The organism is Chondromyces crocatus (assembly GCF_001189295.1).
GTDB classification, from domain to species: Bacteria; Myxococcota_A; Polyangia; order Polyangiales; family Polyangiaceae; genus Chondromyces; species Chondromyces crocatus.
This window is the reverse complement of record NZ_CP012159.1, coordinates 10,066,963-10,089,436: the sequence shown is the minus strand read 5'-3', so window position 1 is coordinate 10,089,436 and position 22,474 is coordinate 10,066,963. Positions and strand designations below refer to the sequence as shown.

General features: G+C 63.8%; 17 protein-coding genes. 13 read left to right on the top strand and 4 right to left on the bottom strand.

Translation table 11 applies throughout. From position 1 onward, the window contains the following. Positions 1 to 64 precede the first annotated feature (64 nt). On the top strand, positions 65 to 466 hold the full coding sequence (locus tag CMC5_RS36510; protein ID WP_342673973.1) for a PilZ domain-containing protein: 402 nt from the start codon (positions 65 to 67) through the stop codon (positions 464 to 466). 111 nt (positions 467 to 577) lie between these two features. Here CMC5_RS36510 and CMC5_RS36505 read toward each other — a convergent pair whose 3' ends face one another. Then, the gene (locus CMC5_RS36505) at positions 578 to 1,711 is read right to left on the bottom strand and encodes an anti-sigma factor family protein (protein WP_063796412.1); all 1,134 of its coding nucleotides are present in this window, start codon (positions 1,709 to 1,711) and stop codon (positions 578 to 580) included. A 20-nt stretch (positions 1,712 to 1,731) separates the two neighbouring features. Continuing rightward, a complete protein-coding gene (locus CMC5_RS36500; RefSeq protein WP_050434728.1) occupies positions 1,732 to 2,352 on the bottom strand; it encodes an RNA polymerase sigma factor in 621 nt (206 codons plus the stop codon). 862 nt (positions 2,353 to 3,214) lie between these two features. Here CMC5_RS36500 and CMC5_RS36495 point away from each other — a divergent pair. The 10 genes from CMC5_RS36495 to CMC5_RS36455 all read left to right on the top strand — a co-directional run bounded on the left by CMC5_RS36495 (position 3,215) and on the right by CMC5_RS36455 (position 17,126). Then, positions 3,215 to 3,775, top strand: coding sequence for a hypothetical protein (locus tag CMC5_RS36495; protein WP_245678051.1), 561 nt, complete (start codon positions 3,215 to 3,217; stop codon positions 3,773 to 3,775). Positions 3,776 to 3,785: 10 nt separating this feature from the next. Beyond that, the gene (locus tag CMC5_RS36490) at positions 3,786 to 6,236 is read left to right on the top strand and encodes a tetratricopeptide repeat protein (protein ID WP_050434727.1); all 2,451 of its coding nucleotides are present in this window, start codon (positions 3,786 to 3,788) and stop codon (positions 6,234 to 6,236) included. A 230-nt stretch (positions 6,237 to 6,466) separates the two neighbouring features. Beyond that, positions 6,467 to 10,567, top strand: coding sequence for a tetratricopeptide repeat protein (locus CMC5_RS48155; RefSeq protein ID WP_245678048.1), 4,101 nt, complete (start codon positions 6,467 to 6,469; stop codon positions 10,565 to 10,567). A 116-nt stretch (positions 10,568 to 10,683) separates the two neighbouring features. Next, entirely contained in the window at positions 10,684 to 12,012 is a 1,329-nt protein-coding gene (locus CMC5_RS36480) for a tetratricopeptide repeat protein (protein WP_342673913.1), read from the top strand. A gap of 113 nt (positions 12,013 to 12,125) precedes the next feature. Continuing rightward, on the top strand, positions 12,126 to 12,281 hold the full coding sequence (locus tag CMC5_RS36475; RefSeq protein ID WP_245678047.1) for a hypothetical protein: 156 nt from the start codon (positions 12,126 to 12,128) through the stop codon (positions 12,279 to 12,281). 4 nt (positions 12,282 to 12,285) lie between these two features. Continuing rightward, on the top strand, positions 12,286 to 12,858 hold the full coding sequence (locus CMC5_RS45355; protein ID WP_156339126.1) for a hypothetical protein: 573 nt from the start codon (positions 12,286 to 12,288) through the stop codon (positions 12,856 to 12,858). A 127-nt stretch (positions 12,859 to 12,985) separates the two neighbouring features. Then, entirely contained in the window at positions 12,986 to 14,407 is a 1,422-nt protein-coding gene (locus CMC5_RS36470; protein WP_050434724.1) for an AgmX/PglI C-terminal domain-containing protein, read from the top strand. 155 nt (positions 14,408 to 14,562) lie between these two features. Beyond that, complete coding sequence (locus CMC5_RS43570) at positions 14,563 to 15,144, top strand: hypothetical protein (RefSeq protein WP_082363122.1); 582 nt, start codon at positions 14,563 to 14,565, stop codon at positions 15,142 to 15,144. A 132-nt stretch (positions 15,145 to 15,276) separates the two neighbouring features. Further along, entirely contained in the window at positions 15,277 to 16,533 is a 1,257-nt protein-coding gene (locus CMC5_RS36460; protein WP_245678045.1) for a hypothetical protein, read from the top strand. Further along, complete coding sequence (locus tag CMC5_RS36455; protein WP_245678044.1) at positions 16,530 to 17,126, top strand: polysaccharide biosynthesis/export family protein; 597 nt, start codon at positions 16,530 to 16,532, stop codon at positions 17,124 to 17,126. The genes CMC5_RS36460 and CMC5_RS36455 overlap by 4 nt, the downstream gene beginning before the upstream one ends. Positions 17,127 to 17,179: 53 nt before the next feature. Here CMC5_RS36455 and CMC5_RS43565 read toward each other — a convergent pair whose 3' ends face one another. Further along, positions 17,180 to 18,037, bottom strand: coding sequence for a PPC domain-containing DNA-binding protein (locus CMC5_RS43565; protein WP_082363121.1), 858 nt, complete (start codon positions 18,035 to 18,037; stop codon positions 17,180 to 17,182). Next, the gene (locus tag CMC5_RS36440) at positions 18,034 to 20,100 is read right to left on the bottom strand and encodes an OmpA family protein (RefSeq protein WP_082363120.1); all 2,067 of its coding nucleotides are present in this window, start codon (positions 20,098 to 20,100) and stop codon (positions 18,034 to 18,036) included. The genes CMC5_RS43565 and CMC5_RS36440 overlap by 4 nt, the downstream gene beginning before the upstream one ends. 148 nt (positions 20,101 to 20,248) lie before the next feature. Between CMC5_RS36440 and CMC5_RS36435 the strand changes: the two genes are divergently transcribed. After that, the gene (locus CMC5_RS36435; protein ID WP_050434719.1) at positions 20,249 to 20,914 is read left to right on the top strand and encodes a Maf family protein; all 666 of its coding nucleotides are present in this window, start codon (positions 20,249 to 20,251) and stop codon (positions 20,912 to 20,914) included. Continuing rightward, positions 20,911 to 22,428: a glycosyltransferase family 39 protein gene (locus tag CMC5_RS36430; RefSeq protein ID WP_050434718.1), complete on the top strand. Its 1,518-nt coding sequence runs from the start codon at positions 20,911 to 20,913 to the stop codon at positions 22,426 to 22,428. The genes CMC5_RS36435 and CMC5_RS36430 overlap by 4 nt, the downstream gene beginning before the upstream one ends. The last annotated feature ends 46 nt before the right edge of the window (positions 22,429 to 22,474 follow it).

Below are 22,474 nucleotides of genomic sequence, written 5' to 3'. Positions count from 1 at the left end.
CGCGTCAGCGCAGTGATGGTTGAAGCCCTGCGTCTGCTTGCTGCAGGTGCCCTCGACGCGGGTGATGAAAGGGACTAGCGAGAGAGCAATGGATGGGGGTCGCGAAAACGATCGCCGCTCAGCAGAGCGCGTGCAGGTTACATGGCTCGTCGACTGCGAGGCTGAGGACACCTTTCTCTACGCCTCGATCGCGAACATCTCCGAGCTGGGAATCTTCGTTCGGACGACCACGCCCCTCTCGATAGGCGTGCGCATCACGTTGCGGTTTTCTCCGCCGGGCGCGGCCTCGTCCTTCGTGCTGCAGGGGATGGTGCAGTGGATCAACGCCGTGACGCCGCTGCGTCCGACGCCCAACCCTGGCATGGGCATCCGCTTCGTGAGCCTGACACGTGACGAGCGAGAGCAGCTGGTCGAGGCGATACGGACCATCGCCTACCTGCGCGAGGCTCCGAACCCTCTGAACTGAGGCGTTGTGGTTTGTGGGGCGGCTGCGTCGTCGCAGGAAAGGGTCTGGCGTCAGCGTGGGACCTGGCTGCTCACGCGATGACAGCGGAGCCAGTGAGCGTGAGCGTGTCGATCAGCGGGCCTGCGCAGGTTCGCTCGGCGCGGGACTCGCTGCGGGCTGGGACCGCTGCTGGCCCGTCGCGCGTGCTGGCGAACCCTTGTCCGAGTCGGCGTGCTCTGCGGCCGTGTTGCCCTGTTTCCCTCTGCTCGTCTCCGTGGCTGCAGGCTTCGCAGCCGCGCGGAGAGGCGCCGCGGGGGCTGGTGCCGAGTAGCTGTGACCTGCTCCGGCCCCCGGAGCTCCAGCGATGTTCTTCGTCTGGCTCTGAGCCAGGTTTTCTTGTTCGCCCAGCTCTGCCTCGACACGGTCGCGGTAGCCGTCGACGGCACGCAAGGCGAGGAAGAGTTCTCTTGCGCGCCCTGTGTCTCCAGCGCCCTTGTAACAGCGAGCTGCCTCCCACATGGCGGTGTGTGCCGCCGCCGTGCCGGGATAGCTGGTTCCCACCTCGTCATAGAGGGGCAGCGCCGCACTGCAGCCGGATGAAGCACGCGCCGCCTGAGCGCGTGCGAGGGCTTCCACTGCACTCCCCGCGGGCGCGCGGTTCATGCCCTCCTGGTCGCCTCGGGTCTGTGCTTGGTCCGCCGCAGGAGCCGCTGCTTCGGTGCGGCTGCCGCTCTCCGCTTTGTCGGCCGCGCGGTCCTCCATGCGCTTCGCCTCGCTCTGCGTGGTGACCACCTGGTTCGCAAGGGGAGCAGGAGGAGCCGGCGTGGCAGGGGCATAGGCCGGTTCGGCATACTCGGGGGCGGGCATGCCGTGCTCGGTCACGCGGAGTGGCCCCATCCCGACGGTGCCGGGTCGCGCTCTGAGGAGGAGCAAGCTCGAACCGATGACCAAGACGAAGAGGGCCGCCATGGCGAGCTGAGGGCGCATCGCATGGCTACCTGCCCAGGCAAGGGCTCGGAGTGCCTTGCGCCGCCAGGGGGTGTGCTGCTGAGCGACCTCGACGGCCGCAAAGATGCGCGCATCGAGATCGTCAGAGGGCTCTTCCAGGGGGAGCACCGCTGCGTCGCGGGTGGCGCGAAGACCGGCGAGCGTCGAGGAGCAGCGGACGCAGCTCTCCAGGTGCCGCTTGAGGGCGGCGTGGGTGAGCTCGTCGAGCTCCTCGTAGAGCGCGTCCATCACGTGCTGATCGAACTTCTCGCAGTCCATAGCGGCTCGCTCCCTGCGCCCTACCGCAGCGCCCGGGCGTAGTCCTCGTACTCGGCGAGCGCCTCCTGCAGGCGCTCGAGCGCATAGCGCATCCTGCTCTTCACCGTATTTTCGGGTACCCCCATCATCTGAGCGATGTCCTTGAACGGGACGTTGCCGAGCTCGCGAAGGAGAAAGACCTCTCGCTGCTCCGGAGGCAGTCGTTCGACGGCCTTCGTGATCTGCTGACCCATCTCCGCACCGATGGCCACCCGGTCCACCGAGGCGCCAGGGGCATTGTCGGCTGTGCGATCCCCGAGGGTGGGGCCATCGCCGTGCTCACCGCTCGCCTGGTCGAGCGAAGGATGACGACGCAGCGACATCTTGCGCTGGTGGTCGATGCACACGTTGCGCGCGATGGTGTAGGCCCAGGTCGAGAACCTGGCCTCATGCTTGAAGTCGGCTGCGTTCTGCACAATTTTGACGAAGACGTCCTGGGTGAGATCCTCTGCCGCTTGCCTCGTTCTTACCTGGCGCAGAATGAAGTTGAAGATGGGTGTCTTGTGCCTCCTGACAAGACCGGCGAAGGCCGTGCGGTCTCCTCCTTGGAACCGCATCATCAGGACTTCGTCCGTCAGCTCAGCGCGAGAGATCGAACTCATGCTCAACCCCTGAACGGCCCGAGAGCACGATGAACTGCCGTCTCAGGTTGGGGCTGACGTCCGGGAAACCTGGGAGGAGCTAGTCCCGCGGTGCCCCGGGAAGCCGGGGAGGGGGAGGGCATGCGCTGCATTGGACGCACGAGGTGTGGCCAAGTTCTGAGGCGCCCTCCGATGAGTGACACAGGGGGCACCTTAGCGGATCACCCCGGCTGCGAGCGAGCCCCGAGCAGAAACACCTGGCTCTGGTGCATGCCTCTCGGCTGAGCGAGGTGACTCGGGGAGACAGGCTCACTCCGTGAAGCACAGGGGGCAGGGGAGCCCTGCGTGCGCTCGAGCACGGTTTCGACTGCCCGGAGCAAAAGCGTCAGGGCGCCTGGCTGGTCAACGTGGCCTTACAATGGATCCCAGGTCGTTGCACCTACTACGCCCTGGCAACTACACTCCGGTCCGCCGGTCGGGAGCGCTCCTTCAAGCTGGTCGGTGCTCGGATTCGACGGCGAGGTGTTCCATGATGCGTCTGATTCAGGTGCTCGCGGTGGGAGTCGGGACCTTCTTGACGGTCGCGCCCGCCTCTGCGCAGACCGCAGGGGCGCCACCGTCGCCTCCGGTCGTGGCGCCGGCCGCTTCCGCACCTCCCTCCGTGCAGCCAGGCACGGCGCCTGTTCAGCCTGCGTCGGGCTGGGCCGTGCCAGGGTCATCCACGCCGCCTGGTGGAGCATCGGGTGAACCCTCCGTGCAGCCTGCGACATCATCTCCGTCGGTTGCCGATGGAGCCCAGGTGGCACCAGGACAGGCTTCCACATCTGTCGGGACACCCCAGGCGCAACCAGCTTCTGGCCAGCCACCGGCCCAGGCTCCTGTGATGGATGGGGGAACCTATGCGGTACGCTTGCGTGGGCTGCAGCAGCGGATCGACGAGCTCAAAGAGCAGATCCGCCGCAGCCACACCCGTCTATCGCTGCTCAGCGATACCATCCTTTCGACGGGTGGGGCCGGCTCGCGCGCGGTGATCCGCTTCGACAACGAGCTGTCCAGCGCCTTCAGGCTGACGAAGGTGCTGGTCGTGCTGGATGGCGCTGTTCAATACAACAAGGCGGACCAGTCCGGTCTGCTCTCGGAGCAATCGGAGATCCCGATCTTCAACGGGACGATCCCTCCCGGGGACCACACCCTTCAGGTGCTCGTCACCCTGCAGGGAAATGGCTTCGGGGTTTTCTCGTACCTGCGAGGGTATCGCTTCGAGGTCCGCTCCAGTCACTCCTTCACGGCCGTCGAGGGCAAGACGATCAAGCTGCAGGCGGTCTCCTACGAGAAAGGGGGCGTCACCACCCCCCTCGAAGAACGACCCGCAATCCGGTACGTGGAGAAGGTGACGAGCGGGCTCGCCGACCCGAGCGTGCCTCAGGTCGCTGGCGGAAAATAGGATTCCCACGATGCGGTTCCTGTCGCGAGCGCGGATGGTGGGAGGAGGGCTTGGTCTGCTGACCTGCCTCTCGTCCGCCGGTGCGGCTCATGCGGTCGATGCGGAGCGCGCCGCGCAGCGTGCCTCTCAGGAGATCGCAGGCGTCAATGGCGATCTCGGCATCATCCAGGATGCGATTCGCCGATCGCGTGGAGAAGAGCGCAGCCCGGCTGCACGGATAGCCGACGCCGTGCTGCTCATGGGCTCGAAAGACTACGATCGGGCAGTCGCCGTTCTGAACGAGGTGATCGAGAAGTACCCCGGTCATTCGACGGCTCAGCCAGATGCGTTGGCGTTGCTCGGTGAGACCTATTTTCGTTCGAAGCAGTACCTCTCGGCGCGGCGTACGTTCCAGCAGCTGGTGGAACGTAGAGGTGAGCCCCGCTTCGCCACGTACCAGGTGCGGGCGCTGGGGCGGCTCGTGGACATCGCGCTTCGTCTACGGGAGCACGCCGCGCTCGATGAAGTCCTGGCTGGGATGTCCGCCATCCCTCCCGAGGCAGGTGGCGGTGCCCTCGCCTATGCGCGTGGCAAGGCACTGTTCGTCAAGCGCGACCATGCAGCGGCACGGGCCGCGCTCGGCGTGGTCGACGCAAGCAGTGGCCTCCTTCATCAGGCTGGATACCTGCTGGCGCTGATCGCGTTGAAAGAGGCGACGGCTGCGGCCGCACCGGTGCACACCGCCGACGCGGGAAACCAGGCGGCTCCAGGAGAGGCGGAGCCTGCGCGAGTCCCGGTGAGTCGCTACACGGCTGCGATCGAGCGCTTCCAGCAAGTCACCCAGCTTCCCGCAGATACGCCCGAGCATCAGCAGGTGATCGATCTGTCATGGATGGCGATCGGACGTCTTTTTTACGATGCCGATCAGTTTCTCCAGGCGGCGCGAGCGTACACCCGCGTCGGGAGGGCGTCGGCCGAGTTCGGGACCATGCTCTACGAGCTCGCGTGGGTTTACGTTCGACTCGGTGACGTGGACCGAGCGCAGCGTGCCCTGGAGGTGCTCGCCGTCGCTCAGCCCGATAGTCAGAACATCGCCGACAGCGCGCTACTGCGTGGTGACCTCAACCTTCGGGCTGGTCGTTTCGACAAAGCGCTCAAGATTTATGAAGGGACCAGGGCCAGCTATGACCCGATGCGTGAGCGGGTCGACGCTTTCCTCGGCTGGTCGGCCGATCCTGCCCTCTACTACGATCTGCTGAGCCAGGAAGAGGTTCTCGACAGCAGCTCGGGCCTGCCGCCGATCGCGCTCCAGTGGGCGCGCGATGCCGAGGATGGCCCTACGGCATTTGCGATCATCGACGACACCGGCAGGTGCCGCGCGTTGCTCAAGCAGTCGAGCGAGATGGTCGACAAGTTGAATGCGTTGCTCCGCTCTCCGAACCGGGTCCGGGCCTTCACGGAGCTGAGGGCTGGGGAGGAACGCACGCTGTCGCTGCTCAACCGGCTCGGCCTGGCCCGGCTGACGGTGGGGCAAGGGATGGACGACGTGACGCCGGGGGCGCTGGCGGGCCCCATCGGGCAGGCGCGGGCGCAGCGGCGTGCACTTCAGGCGCGTCTCGCACGCATTCCCGTGACGGAGGGTGACTTCCTGCAACGTGACCAGGAGGCGCTCAAGCAATGGAACCAGGCCTCTCAAGCCCTGCAGGGACTGAACCTCCAGGTCGACACCCTGCAAGCGACCGTCAACGGTCTTCGACGGATGCTCCGAGAGGGACCAACGACCGGTGTGGTGCGCGACCCGGCAATGATGGGGCGATACGCACAGGACCTGGCGCAGCGTGAGCAAGAGCTGGCGAGCTTTCGGCACCAGATCGAGGAGCTCCGCAAGATGATCGGCGCCGGGCGGGTGCAAGTGGGCTTCGGAGATCAGCGTTTTGTGGAGGACGTGCAGGTGCGCCAGGCCTACCGCGAAGCGCTGGGCCGGGAGGTGACCCTGGCGCTGCAGGGAGGAGGTGGCCCGGAGCTCGCCGCTTACGCTCGGCGGCTCCACCCGCTGTTGCGGACGGCCGAGGGGATGGAGAGCTTCCTCGAGAGGACGATGCAAGAGCTGGAGGGGGAGGTGGAGCGACGTTCATTCCAGCTTCAGCGTGCTGTCGCCCAGGAGACAGCCAACGTGGTGAACTACTCATTGCAGCTCGAGGCGCTCGACCAGGAGGCACGGCTCGTGGTCGGCGAGGTGGCCATGCGCAACTTCGGGCAGGTGCGCGATCGTCTCAAGAACATCGTGCTTCGAGCCGATGTGGGGATCACGGAGCAGGCCTGGGAGGTGCGCGAGGAGCAGATGACCCGCGTGCGGAGCCTGCAAGTGGAGCGGACGCGCGAAGACAAAATGCTGCGCGACGAGCTGAACGAGGTCCTGGACGACGGTGGAGGACCGACGGGGGGGGAAGCCGACGAGAGCACCAAGGAGAAGGTGCCGTGAGCGAGCGGCACGGATCGAGGAGTCTTCGGCCTCGGAGCCTGGCCGCTCTGTTGAGCCTCTCTGTCACGATGATGGTAACCCCACAGGTGCAGGGGCAACAGGCCCCGTCCGGTGGGGAGCCGGGAGCGTCGTCATCCGTACCGGGCCAGGCGGGATCCGTGGCGCCATCTCCTTCGCCTGGAAGTACGGCAGCCGGAGGTTCCACGAATCCACCGAGGGGGACCGCGCCCGTGGATCTGCGTGCGACCCCGCTGTTCGGTGCTCAGACGCCAGCGTTGCAGACGCCCGGCGTGCCCACGTCCGCGCAGGGGTCTGCGACCCCAAGAGCGGTTCGCAAGGCGGCCCCGCCGTTGCCACCGCCGACTGCGCAGCAGGTCGCCGACTTGACCAGGCTCGAGAAACAGGTGGAAGCCTACGAGCAGGCGGCGAATGCCTATCGTGACAACATCACCCGGCTCATCAAGCAGCATTATGAGGTGCGCCGGCAGCGCATCATCACCGCGCTCGACAATGAAATCGCCATTGAGAGGAAGGCGCTGAGAGAGGCCCGTGAAGAAGCGATTCGCAGGCTCGAGGCCTTCATTCAGCGCTACACAGGGCCGAACGCACAGCCTGAGGCCTCGCCCGATGCCATGTTTCGTCTGGCCGCGCTCTACGAAGAGCGGATACGGACTGATTCCGATGCGAGCGAAGATCTCGGCGTGGGTCTCTTGCCCGCGATTGCGCTCTACAAGCGAATCATTGGTGAGTTCCCAGCATACCGTGAACTGGCCGGAGTCTATTATTACCTCGGTCACGCACTGAACGACTCCGAGCGGCTACCGGAGGCGCAGCAGGTGTGGCGGTCGCTGGTCTGTCACAACAAGTTCCCCTACCCGACGGCACCAGATCCCAGAGACCCCAGGCGGGACACGGTCGCTCCTCTCCCTCAAGATCACGATGCTGATTACTGGACGGGATGGGAGGCGAGGCATCCGACGCCGATAGGCGCGGTGAAGCCGGCACCACAAGGTCAGCGCAGGCCGACCGGAACTCCGGGAGAGGAACCGGAGACGCCGCAGATAGAGGACGAAGTCGTCTACAAGAATCTCTATTCAGACAGCTGCCAGCCGATAGCGCAAAAAGTCCCTCTGGGAGATGAGCCACGTTACGTCCCCGAGGTCTGGTGGCAGATCGGTGACTATCATTTCGACGAGATTGATGCGGCGGGGGGACCGTTCAATTTCAATCGTGCAGAGGCTGCCTACAGACAGTCGGTCAAGTACAAGAAGCCTCCGGTCCACGGCGTGGCGAGGTACAAGCTCGCGTGGACTTACTTCAAGCAGCAGCGGTACGAGACCTCCGTCCGTTCCTTCATCGAGCTGCTTCGCTACAACGACGAGCAGGAGAAGCTGTCGGGAGATCCAGGGGCGGATTTTCGTGCCGAAGCCTATACGTACATTGCCAGCGCGCTGACCTATACCGATTTCGTTGGACCAGGGGCCACGGAGCCGTTCGTTCCGCGTAATGATGTGCTGGATCTGGAGAGCGATCCTGGCGTCGCCGAGCAGAAGCTCCGGATCGCCATCCAGCGCGTCCAGGATCCTTCCCTCGTTCCACAGAAGGAGAAGTGGTCCGTCGCGATCTATCGCGCGCTCATGCAGGAGTTCAAAGAGCTCGCTCAGTTCCGGAACATGATGGAGGTCGGGGAGCTGATCCTGGCGAAGTGGCCTCTGGATCGGGATGCGCCGGTCGTGCAGAACCAGATCGCCGACGTCTATGAGATGCTTGCTGCGCAATCGCGAGAAGGGACGGCGGAGCGTGCGCAGAACGCTGCGAAGGCGCTCGACGCCAGGACCAAGCTCGCCCAGTACGTGGGCAAGACGGGGTGGACCGAGGCGAACAAAGACGATCCAGAGGCGCTGCAGACGGCAGAGCGGCTCGTGCGTGGTGGCCTTCGGCGGGCGGCGGCCGATCACACCAATTCGGGAAGTGCACTGGCGCAGCGAGCATCCGGAATCGGCGATAAAGAAGAGCGAGACAAACTCCTGGAGCGTGCGCTTGGCGAGTACCGGATGGCCGCTCAAGGGTGGGAGGGCTATCTCAGCCAGGATGAGAACTCGCCGGATGCCTACGAGAGCCGCTACTGGCTCGCAGACGCCAGCCACATGGTGGTGGTGCTCCAGGTAGAGATGGATCGCTCTCCGTCGGCCGCAGATGTGGAGGCCGCGCGCCGGACAGGGATTGCCGTGCGTGACTCCAACGAGGACGACAGATTCCTGCAGCAAGCCGCGTACATGGTCGTCGATACTGCTCACCAGCAACTGGTCGATCAGTACAAGCGGTACCAGCACAGCGGCGGTCAGGAGGGCATCGAAGAGCGAGACAAAGTGAAGACGGTCGGCGAAGGCGAGAAGCTCCAGGTGGTGAAGGAGACGGTGCCCAAGCCCATCCTCGACGCCATCTCGGCCCGTGAAGAATACATTCAGCGGGTACCGCCGGCGCTGGATGCGCCGAAGAACATGGATCTCTACGCCTTCCAGGCTGGCGACTTCTACTTCCTCTATGGTCAGTTCGACGAGGCGCGCCGGCGGCTCGAGCCCATCTACAACGAGCAGTGTGGCAAGACGGAGTGGGGCTATCGCGCCTGGGAGCGGCTCACCACGATGTCCAACCTCGAGAGCAACGTGGAAATGAGCAGAAAGCTCGCAGAGGCGGCGCTGGCCAAGAGCTGCGCCGTCAACGAAGAGCAGCGGCTCAAGCAGGAGCAAATAGCGCGCCCCACCATTTCTCGTGGGTATTATCTCGACGCGGCTCGGGCCTTCGACAAGGCCGAGAAGATGCCGGATGGCCCCGAGCGAGTGAAAGCGTGGCGGGAGACGGCGGCGCTTTATCAGGTTGCGCTGGAGAAAGCGCCAGCGCGTGATGAGGCTCCCGAGGCGGCGATGAATGGTGCCTACTCCTACAAGCAGGTGGGAGACTACGATCAGGCAATTGCGATGTACTCCCTCTTCATCCGGGAATACGGCAGCGAGCAGAACCTGAGCCTCCTGGAAAAAGGAGATGCCAGTGCCAGCCCACCAAAGCCGTCGGATCCGAAGCGATACGAGGAGCGTGTCAAGTATCTGAAGCAGGCTTATGACGCGCTGTCTGCCGCCTACGTGCTCTTCTTCAACTATCGCTCTGCAGCAGAGACGTTCGAGACAATTGCGAAGAAGGATCGATTCGAGCAGGAAGACCGTCGCGCAGCTGCCCGGAACGCGGTGCTGCTCTATGCGAACGCCGGCGACAGGGATCGGGTGGACGCCGCGAGAGCCACGTTCCTGGAGCTCAAGCCGGACCCTGCGCAGAGAGCGGACATCGACTTTCTGGTCGCCTCGACCGAGCTCCGGGGTTGGGACGAACGAGGCCCCGACGAAGGTGGGAATCGGGCAGCCAGGATGAAGGCGCTCGTCGCGATGGAGAGCTACTTCAACATTTATCGAGTGAATGCCGCTGCGACCCCCTATCTCGTACAGGCCGCCTATCACACGGCGAAACTACGGAGAGCTGCGGGGGAGCCGCAGGCGCGCGACTGGTGCCGTAACACGGTGAATGCTTTCATCGCCTTCCGTCGCTCTGTCGACGGCAAGGTCAAGGGCACGATCCAGTCCGATATGGCGGCCGAGTGTGCGTATACGACCATCGACGAGAAGCTGCGGCAGAGCTTCGACTACGAGACTGGACACCATCGCTATGAAGGTGTCATCGACAAGGTCAAAAAGTCTTTTGAAGGTGATCTCGCGAAGGCGAACGACATCTACTTCAAAGAGCTGCAGGAGGTGATCACCACGTTCCAGTCGCGGACCTGGTCGGTTGCAGCGCGGGCTCGGCAGGGATCGCTGTACGACTCCTGTCGGACGGGGCTCTACAATGCTCGTCCTCCGGGCTTGAAGCTCTATAACGATCGCGAGGAGAAGCTGCTGAAGGCGGCGGAGACGAGCAACCGTGAAGATCTGCAAGAGGTCGCGGATGCGCTTCGTCAACGCCGGCGCGAGGAGTGGCGCGCAGCGCGTGAGCGCTCATTGAACGACGCAGACCAGGCCATGGTGAAATTCTATGCCGAAGCGGTCGTCTGGTCGAGGGCATGGAACATCCGCAACGCCGCAGTGGATCATGCGCTCCAGCGCCTGGCGTTCTTCACCGACATCCTTGGCGATGCGAAGATCCGCGAATGGACGTCTGGGATCATGGACCCGGAGAGCCAATCTCCGTTCGACTACAAGGACGGGGTGTTCCTGCGGAGTCGACCGGGCATCTTGCCCTCGTTGATGCCAGATGGTCTTCCCGAGCCAGCGCCGGTGATCCCGTGAGGTGCGTCGAGAGCGGTACGTCGATCCTGGTCGCCATTTGGGGACTGCTGCTGCTCCCAATCGTTCTGAGCGGCTGCGCGGAGGATGCGAAGATCCCCCCCCGAGCGCCCCAGAGCATGGGAACAGGCCAGATGCCGCCGCCGGCAATGCCCGCCTGGGGGGGACCAGCTCCTTCAGCTGTGGAGCCTCCGGGGGCGGTGGTGCCTTCGGTGATGAATCCGCAAGCGGTGATGGCCTACCAGCAGGGCCTTGCAGCGTTCGCCCAAGGGGATCTCGGGAGCGCTCGAACTCTCTTCTTGCAGGCAACGCAAGCGGACCCGCGCGCGGCCCCTGCGTTCTACTCGCTCGGTGTCGCACAGGAGCGCCTTCGTGACACTGCAGCCGGAGCGAGCTATCGTCAGGCGTTCTCGATCGCTCCCGATTACGAGCCGGCGATCGTGGGCTACGCGATGCTGCTCGCGAAGCAAGGACAGCTCGGAGAAGCGGAGCGCATTCTCAATGAGAAGCGTGGGCAGATGCCGAAGTCGGCAGCGATCGCTGCCACGCTGGCGGAGATCAAGTCGCTGCAGCGCGACACGGGTTCTGCTCAACGTATTGCTCAGGAGGCGCTCAAGCTGAACCCGGACTACCGACCAGCGATGGTGGTCATTGCGCGCGACCACTACCGCAGTCGTCGACTCGATCTCGCTCTGTACGCCCTGCAAGCGATTCTGGACGGTTTCGAGCCCGTCGCAGAGAATCCGCCACGAGACAAGGACAACCCGGAGGCGCTCCTCATCCGTGGACTGATCTTTCGAGAGCAGGGACAGCGGCGCGAAGCGATGGAACAGTTCCAGCGGGCAGTGGCGAGGCGTCCAGACATGGTGGAGGCTCGCGTGCAGCTTGCGACGATGCTCCTCGAGGCAGGCAATGCTCAGGAAGCACTGCCGCTCCTCGAAGGTGCAATCCGCTTTGATGCCGATCAGCTTCCTGCGCATCTGGCGCTCGGGGATGCGTACCGGCTCCTCGAGCGCTACCTGGATGCGAAGCGTGAACTCGAGTGGGTGATCTCGCGGAATCCGAATGTGCCCGAGGTTCACTACAACCTGGGCCTGCTCTATCTGTTTGCTTCTGTTGTTCCGGGGATGACCCCTGCTCAGCAAGTGGCCGAGGCGCAGAATTCGTTGAAACGCTTTCAGGAGCTTCGCCGCAAAGGGGCGCGTGACGATTCGGACGAGCTGTTGAATCGGGCAAAGCTCAAGGAGAGTGAGCTTGCTGCCTCGGCCGCTGCGGTTTCTGCCGCTCCCGCGGTGCAGCCGTCCCAGGAAGCAGGGGGGACTTCGCCAGGGTCGACAGTGCCCAGCGGGCCTGGCCCTGGCGGTGCTTCGCCTCCCAATGAATCGCCACCTGTCGAGAGTTCAGCCCCCCAGGGGCCAACTCCGGAGTCTGGAGGTACGAACCAATGAGGTCGACGGTGTCTCGATGGTTGAGGTGGGGGCTCGGTGCGCTCGCAGCGGCCTGGACATTGACGAGTCTGAGCGGCGAGGCTTCAGCGCAGGAGCGGGCCAAGCAGCGCGGTGTGATCACCTTGTCGGAGGTAACCATCACCGGACGTATCCAGAAGCCGATCGCCGCTGTGGATGTGGCGCGAATCCAGCCAAAGCTGACGCTGGCGGAGTTGAGGCAACCTTTCCTCGATCGCATCGAGCAGGCGATTTACAAGGATCCGTTTTAGAAGGATGGGCGAAGCGTTCGTTCTCACGCTTTCGCTGTTCCTCAGTTTCTTCTGCGTCGTGGGTGTGTGGCGATACCGCGCGCGTGTTGGAGCTGTCACGGCGCCTGATATCGCAGGAATGACCCGGCTGCTTCGAAGGATGCCCGAGAAGGAACGGCTGGCTGTTCTATCCAGAGAGGCAGCGCCCGGGAGTTTCGAGGGCAGGCTTGCCCGGGCATTGATGGACGTTTCTGGCGCCGGTGCTCGAGTTGCGATCGTAAACGAACTTCTGGCCGAAGTCGGACATGAGACGGAGCTCGGCTCCGCCTGGTCGCAAACGGCGTCGCGACTTGCCGCACTGGGGGGCCTCCTGCTCGCGACGAGCGCATACCTGATGGGTGCTCCTCCGAGGACGGTAGTTGTGGTCCTTGGCACGGGGGCGGCTTCTGCCGTGTGGGCTGCGGCGCTCGGATCCAGGGCGCGTGTCGAGGCAGTGAAGCAGCGGGAGATCGTGGATGCTCTCGTCTCCGCGGTGATGGGAGATGTCGTCGAGCCACCCGGAGCATCGGAGCGCCGCTCACGGAGATGGAAGCGTTGATGGTAGGGGGTAAGGACGCTGGCTCGTCGCCGCGACCTTTGAGGGCACCTGCCTGGACCCGCCGTGGGGGGCCGTGTACCCTCACGGTCGGCGGGCGTTCGCTCCCGGCCTTCTGGAACTCCGCGGCATGACCCAGCAGCTGTCTTCGCCCTCCTCCTCCCACAGCCCTGGGCAGATCACTGCCAGCATGCGTGCGGCGACGCCGCCGCCTTCTGGTCCGAAGGTGCTGCGAATCGGATTGGTACAGGGGGGCAGGGTGCTCGAGGAGCGCGTCCTCAAAGAACGTGCGGACGTGACCATCGGGCCGAGCGAGAAGAGCATGTTCGTGCTCGTGAACAGGGCTCTTCCACCCAGCTTCAAACTGTTCGAGAGCGTCGGGAGCGAATACCAGCTCACGTTCCTCGATGGCATGAAGGGGCGCATCGCGTCGACGCGCGGTGTGGTGGAGCTCGACACGCTCAAGGCTTCAGCGAAGCGCGTTCAGCATGGCAACCTGCACGCCTATCAGGTGCCGATCACGGACGACGCACGAGGAAAAATCGTACTCGGTGAGACGGCGTTCCTGTTTCAGTTCATTGCACCTCCTCCCGTAGAGGCTCGGTCGCTGCATCCGACAGCCGTCAGGTCGAGTCTCGTCGAGCAGGTCGACTGGACGACGACGATCATCGCGGCGTTCTCGTTCCTGATTCATTTCGGTGTGGTGGGGTCCATCTACTCGGACTGGATGGATCCGGTCATTGACGACGAGAGCAACGTCGCTGCGCTCATCGAGTCCGTGAAGCAGCTCCCCCCTCCACCTCCGGTGGAGCAACCGAAGGAGACCGAGACCGCCACGGCTCAGACGGCACAGGCTGCCGCAGAGGCGCCCAAGGCTTCCGGGGCCTCGAAGGGGGCCTCCGCTCCTGGCAAGGTGAGCGATGCTCGCGCTGCAGCGATCGTGAACGAGCTTCAGCAACTCGAGATGCAGATGCTCGGTGCTCTCAGCTCGACTGGCAACGCAACGGCCAATGTCCTCACCTCGGGTGATGTTTCCCTGGAGCTGCTCGAAGGAGCTGCGTCGAGCAACTCGGGGGTAGGTCGGGGCGGGGTTGCGGGTCTCAACTTGTCGAGCGGAGGCAGCGGGACGGTACGTCCCGGAGCCGTCGGGGGTAGCGGTCTGGCTGGAATCGGCGACACGTCGAGTGCGGGCCCGGCAACTGCGGGATCGACGCAGAAAGTGAAGGGCCCTGTCGGGAGCGCTCAGGTGGGGGGCGCCGCAGTGTCGGGGGGCAATGTCGCGAACGCCTCGTCGGTGGTGGCTGGCATGGGCGCAGGGTTCCGACGCTGCTATAACCGAGGTCTTCAAGAAGATCCGACGATGAAAGGTTCCGTGCGTATAACCGCACGGATCGGTCCCAACGGTGAGGTGCTCTCGGCCACGCCGTCGGGGGGCGGTCTCTCCGGAACCGTCGTGTCGTGCGTCGTTGCTCGGGTGATGAGCGCCCAGTTTGCTCCGCCGGAAGGGGGCGGCGCGACCGTCGTCATTCCGGTCACATTCGTGAGTCAGTAGTTGAATGCTCCGAAGCCGAGGCGCAACCAATCCGGTACACCATGCGCCCAGGCCAGAGCAGCTTCTGGTCCGGGGCGTCGACCTGGTTGCGTTTTGACAACCCCGGACGGCGGCTTCTATACTTCGCTCGTGAGCTGGGGTTCTCGGAGGTCTGGATGAGGCGAGACAGTCTTCTCGGCTTCTCCGCAGCGGCCGTGATCGCGCTCATCATTGGGCACGGCATCGCAGCAGCTCAGGCACAGAGCCTCGCTCCACCGCCGCCTGGTGCAATGGACGGGTCTGGTCGCCAGACGCCGACATCACCTGCGGAGCAGCTCGCTCAGTGCGAAGGCTTTCTGGCCCGCATGGAGAGTCTACGGACGACGGTCAGGAAACAGCTCGAGAGCGCCCGCAACGAGAGAGATGTTGTCAAGACGTTGTGTCTGAACGACAAGCTCAATCAGGTCGATGTGGCTCTCCGGTCTGCACGAGAGCGGAAGCAAGGGCTCGAGCTGGCCGTCAATCGCAACGATGCCGAGCTGGCGAGCCATGAATTCACAATTCTGACCGTGCTCCGCCAGCGTGCTGAACAGCTTTCCGCAGAGGCCAACCAATGTATCGGGAAGGAAGCAGGGTTCATCGGCGATAGCGCAGTCTCGTCATCCGTCGATCCGAATCTCCCTCCTGAAGATGCTTCCAATAAACCAACCACCACGACCATCGTCGAGCCGCCTTCTTGCAGTAGCTGTTTCAGGTAGGCGTCTTCCTTCGGGTACGGGGCAGCGACTGCACAGGCGATGAAATCTTGCGCATCAATCGCTGCGTCGTTTCCCGCGTTCGTTTTCGTCATGGTCCTTCCATGGGTAGCGGGAGCGCAGGACCAGCCTTGGTTGACCGATCGTCAGTACACCGAAGGAATCGGTATTCGGGTCGGAGATTTCGAGCTGCATCCGGGCGGCGCGGCCGAGTTCGGCTACGACAGCAACTTTTTTCGACGAGCAGATAGCGAAGACCCCGTAGGCTCGTTGCGGTTCCGGATTACCCCGTCGTTCTCTCTATCGACGCTGGGCCCTCAGCGTAGTCATGCAAGTCCGGACACTCCTCCTCCTGACTTCGCATTTCGAGCTGGTATCTCGGCGACCTACAACGAGTTCATCCCCGTCTCCGGTCCGGATGCAGGGAAAGAGCTGATGAGTGGTCAGCGTAATGTCGGCGGATTGCTCGACTTGCAGCTGGCGATCATGCCGCAGCGGCCATGGTCAGGGAACCTCGACGCGTCATTTGGACGAACCATCGCGCCTACCGATCAAGGGTTCACCGAGGAGAGCTTCAACCGCATCAACGCTGCCGCTGGTGGCGATATCATCTGGACTCCTGGTGGCGGGCTGCTGGATTGGCGCCTCGGCTATCATTTCAACGGAATGATATTCGAGTCGGGTCAGTTCCAGAATCTGACCAACCTGGTACATAATGTGGAGACTCGTGGACGCTGGCGTTTCTTGCCTCGGACCGCGGCAGTCTATGACGCTTCCCTGGGCTTCCTGAGCTATCCCGATGGCAACAAATCGGGGCATCCGCTGCGTGTCCGGATGGGGCTGAATGGTTTGCTCACGCCATCGTTGAGAGTGACGGCCCTTGCTGGCTGGGGAGCCAGCTTCTATTCCGAGCCCGTCGATGGGAGCGACTTCGATAGCGTCATCGGTCAGCTCGAGGTGAAGTATTACCTCTCGACACCGCAGTCGCAGGATCCCGTGGCCAATCTGCCTCTGCCATCCATCTCTGCCGGTTTCATCCGTGACTTCCAGGACAGCCTGATCGGGACTTATTTCGAGCGTGATCGTGGCTATGCAAAGCTGACGTACTTCTTTGGAGGCCGGATGCTGCTGGATATCGAGGGCGGTGTGGCGGCCATCATCTACCCGGACATCCCTTCGAATGGCTTCTTCGCGGCCCATTCTGGATGGACCGATATCAGGGTGGACGCGACCGCACTGGGGGAATACCGGGTGATGGACTCGATCGGAATCAACGCTACGATACGTTATAATGCGAACATCAGCCAGACGTCATTGGTCGTCTCCGAGGGGGTAAACTCACTGCAGTGGCAACAGTTCGAAGCCTATCTGGGCGCCCGCTGGTTCATGTGAAGCGGCTGGGTCTCTCCAGCGGGCTGGTGATGACCTTGTTGCTGGTGGGTTGCACGAGAGCGCCAGCGCGACCAGCGAATCTGCCTGCACCGATGGAGACAACATCCATCGAAGAGGGTGACGAGTTCGAACTTCGGGTGGTCGGAGAAGAGAAACTGCCGACGGTGTTCACGGTCGCTCCCGATGGGACGGTCGATGTGCCTTACATCAAACGGATCAAGGTGGCCGGACTGGAGCCTCAAGAGATCGCTGCGCTGGTGCGCGCCCGGTTGATGGAGGAGCAATACTTCATCGATCCGAGCGTGTCCGTGAGTGTCAAAGCGTACAAGTCGAAGCGAATCGAGGTGCTGGGTCAGGTGCAGAAGCCGGGCTCGTTTCCACTCGAATCCGGCATGACGCTTCTTCGTGCCATCTCGCTCGCTGGCGGGTTCAACAGCGTTGCCAACCGCGACAAGATCACCATCCGGAGACGGTCGAAGGACGGAAAGACGGTGGTGGACACGGTGTCGGCCGATGACATCTCCGACAACCGGATCCCAGATATCCCGCTACAAGCAGGTGATTCGATTGATGTGAAGCAGCGGGTGTTCTGACGACGAGCTGAGGTCTTGGCGGTTTTCGCCTTCAGTCGCTCGTCGCCGGGAGCTCAGTGCTTGCGGGAGAGCTTGAATCGATGCTTGCTGGTGGTGGGATCGATGGTCGGGGCCTCGATTTTGAGCATGGTCAAAGCGACTTCTCGCACGCGACCATCTCGCTCCTGGCGAAGACGGATTCTCTCGCCGTCGGACTCGATGACCTCACAATCTCCAAAGTGGAAGTGAGTCACCAGGTCTCCGACCTCTGGATACACTTCCTCAGGCTGTTGCGCCTGGCGTGGGAGACGCTGGGGAATCGCCGGACCTTGAGCTGCTTGCGCGGGGCTGGGGTCGACGACCGTCCTGGTGGGGATGGGAGTTTGACGACGCGCCGGCTCCGCTGCCAGTTGCGTGGCTCCTTCATGGGGCGTCGATGCCACCTCACTCATCGACACGTACCCTGATGTGGCTGGCGTGCTGAGCGCTCCGGTCTGCGCCGCCAGGACAGTGTTGCGAGAGTGGCCATCGGGGACCCGGGCCAGGATCACATCGTCGAACGCTGTGACGAGCAGCTCGAGCGAGTGAGCGCGTGCCCAGAGCAGCTCGCCTGCTGCGAGTTGCAGGCCGAGTTCGCTTTCCCGTGCAAGCGTCGCCCAGAGGCGAGCGGTGCTGACACCATTCTGGGAGGCGATGCTGCCGCTGAGTGAGACGACCTCACACGGGCTGTCGATACGACGGGATTGCGTCTGGGCAGGGGTGGTGGGATCGGCTGGTGCAAGTTCGGCGGCCTCGAGTGTGCCGGTTCCTTGAATCCAGCCTGCGCGTGCTTCGATCTCATCGAGAGCATGTGTCAGGGCGGCGGGAAGTTCCTCGCCGCGATCGACGCGAACAATTAGATGACGTGGGCGACGAGCCTCGATGACATTCATCGATGCGATTCCTCTGCAGGCGGAGAAGGTTTCGAAGGCGGTGACGGGGATTGTGGAGCCGGGGAAGGCGCTCTCTTTTCTGGCGTGAGTGCAGCAGGGGGCGCCTTGGGCCGAGGAGGGCGGCTCACGGTGATTTCTATCTGCGGTGCGCGGGGAGGGCGGCGCAGGGTCGGGTCTCCTGCAGCAGGCGTGATCAACTCTGCAGGGATGCCACCTGCCACAAGGCGCGCCTTGACGGCGTCGGCTCGCGTGGCCGCCAGCTCCAATCCTCGCGCAGAGCCATCTCCGGGGCGATCGGGGTAGGCCTCGATGATGACGGATGTGAGCGGCATACGGCCTCGCATCAACTGAGCCGCCATGCGGAGCTGGGCTTCCAGTGCGGGGGGCATCCGAGCGCCCCCTGGCGTGAACGGGACCAGGCCGTCCACGATGACCTGGTCTTTTTCCCAGCGAACGGTGGCTGTCGCCCCTGGCTCGGGACAGCCATCCTCGTCTTGCTGGCCGTTGATGGTCTCGGGATGCAGGGGACAAGCATCCTCCAGATCCGGGACTCCATCCTCATCGTTATCCAGGTCCGGACAACCGTCGTCGTCCTGGAATCCGTCCAGATCTTCCTTCGCGTCCGGGCAGAGATCGCGTTCGTCTGGGATCTGATCGAGGTCATTGTCCGGATCTGGACAGCCATCTTCATCTTTGAACCCGTCGAAATCTTCGGCACCGTTGGGGCACAGGTCGTGCTCGTCTGGAATGCCATCGCCGTCGTTGTCGGGGTCAGGGCAACCATCTTCGTCCTGGAACCCATCCCGATCTTCAGGTTGATTTCGACATTGGTCGGTGTCGTCTGGGATGCCATCCCCATCATCGTCGAGGTCCGGACAGCCGTCTTCATCCTGGAAGCCGTCGCGATCCTCCGGGGCGTCACGGCAACGATCCAGGGCATCGGGGATGCCGTCTCCGTCATTGTCGGGATCGGGGCACCCGTCACTGTCCTGGAAGCCATCGCGATCTTCCGGGACGTCGGGGCACGCATCGTCGCGGTCGAGGACCCCATCTCCGTCGGTGTCTCTCCCGCCGGGCGCGTAGCGTGCGGCAAAGGTGAAGCGAAAGCGCGGAGATGTGACGGCATGTTCATCCGCGAACGGGATCGTGCCTCCTCCACCCAGAGAGAAGGAGACGTCCCCGGCAAGGAAGGGGGCCGTACTTGCTGAGAGGATCCACTCTGCCGGGATCAGCGGCGAGGATGGCTGGGTTGCGAGTGTGTAGAGCGCGAACACCTCTGCCCCCACCGTGAGCCGGCGTTGCGCGAGCACGTCGTACGATGCGCCCACCGCGCCCGTGAGCTGTGAGCCGATGACGGAGCCGGCGATGCTGGTGGACTCTCGGATGCGGGCACCAGCCTCTGCAGCCAGGCCGAAGCGACCGACGCGAATTGCACTGACGAGGCTCGGTACCGCAGTCGCCATCGACGACCCTGCGAAGAGGGTCTCATCACCCGCAGGGAGACCGAGATCGAGGCGAGCCGTGAGGGAGAATCCCTGTGAAGGACCGACACGAGGCTGCGGAAGGATGGCAAACGCAAGACCCAGTCGAGGATCTCGTATCGCGCTCCGCTGCAGAGGCTCATCCGTGTTGAGAACGCCGCCGAGCCCAGCGCCATCTTGGTAGAGCGTTATCGGGGCGGCGAAGGTCAGCTCGAGTCGTTCTGTAAGCCCAAGGGACCACAGAAAGGTCGCGTTGAGCATGTTGTCGACGACATGGATGGTCGTCCCGTCACGGTTCGGTCCAGGGACGAGCAAGCCGATCGGACGCGACTGATAGCTCAAGCCCAGGGCGAACGAGGCGTTTCCTGCCGGTGCGGTGCTGGTGTCCGCGATCGAGAAGAACGGCCCACTCCCAGGACGGAGCCACAAGTTGTCGGCATCGATGCAGGTCGACAACCCGCTCGCCGGCGCGCACGGCTCAGCGTGAGCGGGACTCCCCGCGAGACACAGCGCGAGCGCCCCGGAGGCGAAGAGCAACAGCGTTCGGGGCCGTGCCGGCTGCCTCGTCGGGTTCGAGCGCATCGCGCAGGACCCTTACTACTGCCTGTGGCAGGGTCAACAGCCCAAATACGCCGATCGCTGCTCACCGCTGCGTCGTACGTGGTAGCAAGGGCCTCCGCGCGAGGTTGGGACTCGCCAAACCACGCGCGCTGAGGAGCGATTTCGCGCCATGATCGACCACGCGCACCCCCTTCTGCTCGGTTCTTCGTCTCCACGCCGGCGGGATATCCTGACGACGCTGGGCATCCCGTTTCGAGCCATCGGAGCCGCGGTCGCGGAGGTGCGTGACGAGGGGGAAAGTGCGGAAGCCTACCAGGAGAGGATCGTTCTGGCGAAGCTCGAAGCTGCCGTCGAACTTCCGGGAGCGGCAGGTACCGGAGCCGTTCTGGTCGCTGACACCGAGGTGATTCTCGACGGCCAGGTGCTGGGAAAACCTCGTGATGAAGCGGACGGACGGCTCATGCTCCGGTCCCTGTCAGGACGCGCTCACGAAGTCTGGACGTGCTTTGCCATCGCCGGCTCGCGACATGACGAGCCTTGTCAATCCCTTCATCTCGAGACGGTGAGGACGCGGGTGCTCTTCCGACACCTCGCGGATGAAGAGATCGCCAGCTATTCGGCCTTGGGGGAGGGGTTGGACAAGGCTGGCGCCTATGCCATTCAGGGGGTGGGAGCGTTCGTGGTGGAGAGGATCGAGGGCTCCTACATGAATGTGGTCGGCCTACCCGCTTGCGAAGTGATCCTGGCGTTGCGTCGTACAGGCTTGCTGCCCCATTTTCCCATCGTCGAGAGTCGACTGGGCATGCGGGGACGCATCTCAGAGCCGGGCGCGTGACCTCTGTCGTCTTGCGAGGGTGGCGACGCGACGCAGCCGTTGTTTTCGTCATCGCCCTCATCGCCCGTCTTGCGGCTGTCGAGTGGGCTGCGACGCGTTTCGCGCCGGCTGCCGACGGGGCTTACTACCATCAACTGGCCCTTCGGCTGGCCGAGGGGCAGGGCTACACGTGGCGCTGGCCTGACGGCGTCGTCACGTATGCCGCACATTATCCGGTCGGCTACCCCGGCGCGATCGCAGCACTCTATGCCGTCGCTGGTCCACATCCGGTCGCAGCCATGATGCTCAATGCGGTGCTGGGCTCGTTCGCTGCGCTTGCGGTGCACCGGCTCGCTGCCCATGCGACCCCCCACCGGGCCATCGCGTTCCTTGCAGGAGCGCTCGTGGCAGTGCACCCCGGTCTGGTCGCGTACACACCCGCTCTGATGACCGAAGGTGTGACGGGTGCACTCCTGGCCTGCGCAGGCTGGGCCGTGGCACGCGCAGCACAGCACCCCGCTCCATCGCGGACACCGATCCCCTTCGTGATCGTGGGTCTGGTTCTCGGCGTGGCCACCCTGATGCGCCCGCAGGCGCTGTTGCTTGCTCCAGTCTTCGGCTGGATTGCAGCTCGACGACCGGGGGCATCAGAGGTGATGGAGGCGTCCCAAGGAACAAGCCAGAGCGTCAGTGCTCAACCACGGCTCGCCCCTGTTACACGTTCCGCTTGGAGGGCCATGGCGTCCCATGCGCTTCCGATGCTGGTGGTGACGATGACGGCGCTTGCTGTCTGCATGCCATGGACTGTGCGCAACTGCGAGCGCATGGGGCGCTGCGCGCTCGTCAGCATGAATGGTGGGTGGAACCTCCTCATCGGCACTGATCCCGAAGCGCGAGGCGCATGGGCACCGCTGCAGGTACCGGATGGGTGCCGAGAGATCTTCGATGAAGCCGGGAAGGATGCTTGTTTTGCCCAGGAAGCGCGCCGAAAAATCCTCCAACATCCCGTCGAGTGGCTGGGTTTGATCCCGCAAAAGCTTGGAGCAACCCTCAACTACTGCGGCGCTGCCGGGTGGTATCTCCGAGAAGCGAACCCGGAAGAGTTTTCAGAGAAGAGCAAGATCGCGCTGGGGGTCGTGGAGACCATCTACGAGCGCGGAGTTCTTCTCCTGTGCCTCGTGTGGGCGGCGCGGCAGGGTGTTTCGAAGCGGAGCCGATGGAGCCAGGTGGTGACGGGGGCTCTGCTGATCGTCGGCGTCATGGCAACGCTTCACGTTCAGGCCTGGGTGGGATACGTATCCCTGCTCGGCATGAGCCTGATGAGAGGCTCCGTTCTACGAAGGGCATCCGTTCTACCCCTCGTCACACTTTCCGTGCTCGCAGCGACGTTGCTCACGCATGCCGCTTTTTTTGGAGCCGGACGGTACGCTCTCGTGACCTTTCCGCTCCTCTCGGGCCTTGCCGCTCTGGGGATGAAGCGGGGGCAAGCCGGGGATGAGACCATCGGCCACAGGCTCGTTCTGCCGCCGTCGTGAGCTGCGACTTTGACAGCCCGGCGGCGAGTGCTGCATCCTAGGGACC

Excerpts from the sequence above, each read along its gene's own strand:
- CMC5_RS36510 (WP_342673973.1), top strand. The coding sequence starts at position 65 with ATGAAAGGGACTAGCGAGAGAGCAATGGATGGGGGTCGCGAAAACGAT.
- CMC5_RS36505 (WP_063796412.1), bottom strand. The coding sequence starts at position 1,711 with ATGGACTGCGAGAAGTTCGATCAGCACGTGATGGACGCGCTCTACGAG.
- CMC5_RS36500 (WP_050434728.1), bottom strand. The coding sequence starts at position 2,352 with ATGAGTTCGATCTCTCGCGCTGAGCTGACGGACGAAGTCCTGATGATG.
- CMC5_RS36495 (WP_245678051.1), top strand. The coding sequence starts at position 3,215 with ATGGATGGGGGAACCTATGCGGTACGCTTGCGTGGGCTGCAGCAGCGG.
- CMC5_RS36490 (WP_050434727.1), top strand. The coding sequence starts at position 3,786 with ATGCGGTTCCTGTCGCGAGCGCGGATGGTGGGAGGAGGGCTTGGTCTG.
- CMC5_RS36480 (WP_342673913.1), top strand. The coding sequence starts at position 10,684 with ATGGGAACAGGCCAGATGCCGCCGCCGGCAATGCCCGCCTGGGGGGGA.
- CMC5_RS45355 (WP_156339126.1), top strand. The coding sequence starts at position 12,286 with ATGGGCGAAGCGTTCGTTCTCACGCTTTCGCTGTTCCTCAGTTTCTTC.
- CMC5_RS36470 (WP_050434724.1), top strand. The coding sequence starts at position 12,986 with ATGACCCAGCAGCTGTCTTCGCCCTCCTCCTCCCACAGCCCTGGGCAG.
- CMC5_RS43570 (WP_082363122.1), top strand. The coding sequence starts at position 14,563 with ATGAGGCGAGACAGTCTTCTCGGCTTCTCCGCAGCGGCCGTGATCGCG.
- CMC5_RS43565 (WP_082363121.1), bottom strand. The coding sequence starts at position 18,037 with ATGAATGTCATCGAGGCTCGTCGCCCACGTCATCTAATTGTTCGCGTC.
- CMC5_RS36440 (WP_082363120.1), bottom strand. The coding sequence starts at position 20,100 with ATGCGCTCGAACCCGACGAGGCAGCCGGCACGGCCCCGAACGCTGTTG.
- CMC5_RS36435 (WP_050434719.1), top strand. The coding sequence starts at position 20,249 with ATGATCGACCACGCGCACCCCCTTCTGCTCGGTTCTTCGTCTCCACGC.